Raw genomic sequence first — 3,199 nt, 5'->3', positions numbered from 1 at the left:
GCCGAACGACGTCAGGCCGAGTTTGAGGAAGACGGTGCCGACTTCCCAGGGAGTGCCCTGCGTGGTGGCTGGTTGGGACGGGGATGGTGGCAAAGAGGGCGATGTCATGCGCAATCGAACAACGCCATGAACCCGAAATCCATATGCAATTGCATATGGCAGTGAAACAGCGACAAGCCGCGCTGGTCCGCGGTGAAATCCACTTCCATGCTCTGGTAGCCGCCCAGCATCGCCACATCCTTGATGACGCCAGCGGCAGGCTGCCCGGCGATGCGCGTGATCTCGAAGCTATGCCGATGCAAATGCATCGGATGGATATCGTCGCTGGCGTTGTGCATGCGCAGCCGGTAGCGCTTGCCGTATTGCAGCTGGAACATCGGCCGCATGTTCGTCATGTCGAAAGCCACGTCATTGATGGTCCATCGATTGAAACCATGATCCGCGGCATTTTGCTTGGCGAACGTCATCTCGATGATGTGGTCGGGCTCGGTGGGTTTGGCATTCGGCAGCGCAAAGCGCCGGTAATCCCAACCGAAGGGTGGCGGCTTGATCCACTGCGGCTTGCCATGATAGCCGGCGTATTCAACCACCACGCCCATGCCGTGGCCGCGATCATCGTCGTCGAGATCGCCAAGTATCCACGTGCCTGGATGTTTCATCTCGACGATGGCGCTGATGCGTTCGGCGGTGCCGATCCACAGCACCGGCACGTCGGTCGGGTGGGGCACGGGGTTGCCATCCAGTGCCACCACGTTGAAGGTGTGACCAGGCAAGGCGAGGCTGCGTATCTCCGTGGCGCTGCCGTTCAGTACGTGGAACAGCACGCGCTCGCCGGGCTTCACCCGAATCGGCTCGCCAGCCCCAAGCATGCGGCCGTTGATGGCAAAGGCTTGATAGCCCACTTCGTAGCCCTTGGCTTTGCCGCTTGCCAGCGACGCCTGCATCGCCGATTCGCCACGTTCTTCCAGTGAGTGCTCGCGATCGCCGGGGCGCAGGAAATCCATCGCCATGTCGCCGCCCTTGCTGAAGAAGGGGTCGAATTCCTTCAGCACCAGAAACACTTCGCGATCGTAGCTGCCGGGCTCGCGGCGCGGCTCGATATACACCGGCCCCACTTGGCCACTGTATTGCCCCATGCTCAGATCGCTGCCGGCGACCACATGCGTGTGATAGAAGCGGAACCCCGACGGCCCGGGCACGAACGACAGGCGGCGCATGCCGCGCGGTGGAATGTAAGGCGTGCCTTCTTCTGCCGCGCCGTCGACGTCCACTGGCACGAATTGCCCGTGCCAATGCAACTGCTCCGGCATGTCCGTATCGTTGTAGACATCGACCACGACACGTTGCCCTTCTTTCAGGCGAATCAGCGGCCCCGGAAATTGGCCGTTGTAGGTCGTGGTGGACACGATGTGATCCGGGGATAGCTCCACCAGGCTGCGCGCGATGTGCAGCGTGTAGTCGGCCTTGCCCACTGGCATGGCGGTTGACGTGGCGGCTTGCGTGCCGGCTTTTGCCAAGCTGGGCAAGCCTCCCGCCAAGGCAGCGAAACCGCCAAGTTTCAAGAATTCACGACGATCGATCGACATGGACGTTCTCAGAAGTGGAACCTGCGGTTGGCAAATCGGCGCGCCAGCTGGGCATCGAGGGACCATTGTCCAGCGCCCTCGATAAGCCAATAGATCGCCCCGAGCAGCATGCAGAAATCATTGCGCGCTTCGTGCGCCATGCTCCAGAAGTCGTAGCGCGACAGCTTGGCCACGTGGAAATCCCAAAATCATGCCCGAGCAACATGGGGAATCTTGGTTGACTATCGGTTTTCGATAACGTAATACCGAGGTGCATGCCTTGCAACGTCATCAGCGTAGGCTGGGATGAAATCCCAGCTGTTTTTGGATGGCCTGATGCTGGGATTCCATCCCAGCCTACGGTGGTACGCATTGAACCATCGAGCCACGCTGTACACAGCCAGGGATAGGGTATCCGTATTTAAAAACTCACCTGCGTACCGAACATATAGGTGCGATCCGGTCCCGGCTCGAAATAGCCGCCATTGCTGTCGTTGACGATCACCGAACCGACATAGCGGCGATCCGTAAGATTGTCGACCCGGCCGCTTACGCGAAGCCGCTTCGATCCGCCCAGTGCAAACACATAGGCGAGATCGATGCCGACCAGGCCGTAGCCAGCGGCACGGGCGGTGTTGGTATCGTTGGCCATCACGCTGCCCGCGCCCGTGAAAGTGATGCCTTGCTGCCAGCCAAGCTCACCGCCGTGCTCGATGCGCAGCGTACCGTAGTTGCCGGGTACGCCGGGAATGCGCGCACCATGTGGCACGGGCACGTTCGGTGCAGTGCATGGCGTGCCGGCGCACGCCAGGAAGCCGCTGCGGAACACGGCTTGCAGATGGGTGAAGCCCGCGGCGATGCGCCACTGCGGCGCGAACCTGCCGTTCACCGACCACTCCACGCCCTGGCGCCGTGCGGCGCCGACGTTGCGATACGTGGAACGCCCGTTCTCACTGGTGTCGACCGCCAGTTCGTTGCGGGTGTCGGCACGGAAGGCGGCCACTTCGACATCCAGCGCCTGCATGGGTTGCCACTTCACGCCGGCTTCTTCGTTGTCGCTGCGCGTGGCTGGCAGGTTGAAGGCCAGGCCGGGCTGGCCATCGCTGCGATAACCCAGTTCGTCGAAGGTGGGTGTTTCGAAGCCGCGCCCGAAGCTCGCATAAAGCTGCAGGTTATCCAGCGGATGGAACAGTACGCCGAGCACGGGTGTGGTGGCCGAATAATCCACATGCCCGCTGTTATCCGGATTGGCCGGCGTGATGTAGAAATCGTGCTCGTCGAAATGCACGCCGTCATGGCGCAGGCCCAGCAGTAGCGACCATTGCTCGGCGACGTACCAATACCATTGCGCGTAGACATCGATATTGCCCACATCATCGTTTTCGTCGCGGCGTAATGCGCCTTGCACACCGAGCATATTGCCTGCGAAGTTCTGGTAGCCCAGGCGCCGCTGCCATTGCCAATCGCCGCCGCCGCCAAGCACGAATTCGGTATCGCGGCCGAACAGCTGTCCGTCGTGCGTCCAGCGCAGATCCACGCCGCCATAGTTGGTGTCCGGCGCCACTACGCCGCCGGGATACAGTGGATTGGCCTGCACCGCTTTCGGGATGGACAAGTACTGCGTGATGTCGCGC

The 3,199-nt window shown here is 61.4% G+C and carries 3 protein-coding genes; all 3 read right to left on the bottom strand.

From position 1 onward, the window contains the following. Nucleotides 1-104: 104 nt before the first annotated feature. The gene (locus tag VMA74_RS20295) at nt 105-1,586 is read right to left on the bottom strand and encodes a multicopper oxidase family protein (protein ID WP_325370319.1); all 1,482 of its coding nucleotides are present in this window, start codon (nt 1,584-1,586) and stop codon (nt 105-107) included. Between the two features lie 8 nt (nt 1,587-1,594). Then, nucleotides 1,595-1,759, bottom strand: a complete 165-nt coding sequence (locus tag VMA74_RS20290) for a hypothetical protein (protein ID WP_325370317.1) — start codon at nt 1,757-1,759, stop codon at nt 1,595-1,597. 227 nt (nt 1,760-1,986) lie between these two features. Further along, nucleotides 1,987-3,199, bottom strand: a 1,213-nt coding sequence (locus tag VMA74_RS20285; protein ID WP_325370315.1) for a TonB-dependent receptor, incomplete at its 5' end; no start/stop codon positions are given.

The sequence above is a fragment of the Dyella sp. genome (assembly GCF_035508675.1).
Lineage (GTDB): Bacteria > Pseudomonadota > Gammaproteobacteria > Xanthomonadales > Rhodanobacteraceae > Dyella_B.
The sequence above is the reverse complement of the archived record's forward strand: the minus strand, read 5'-3'. Positions and strand labels throughout refer to the sequence as shown.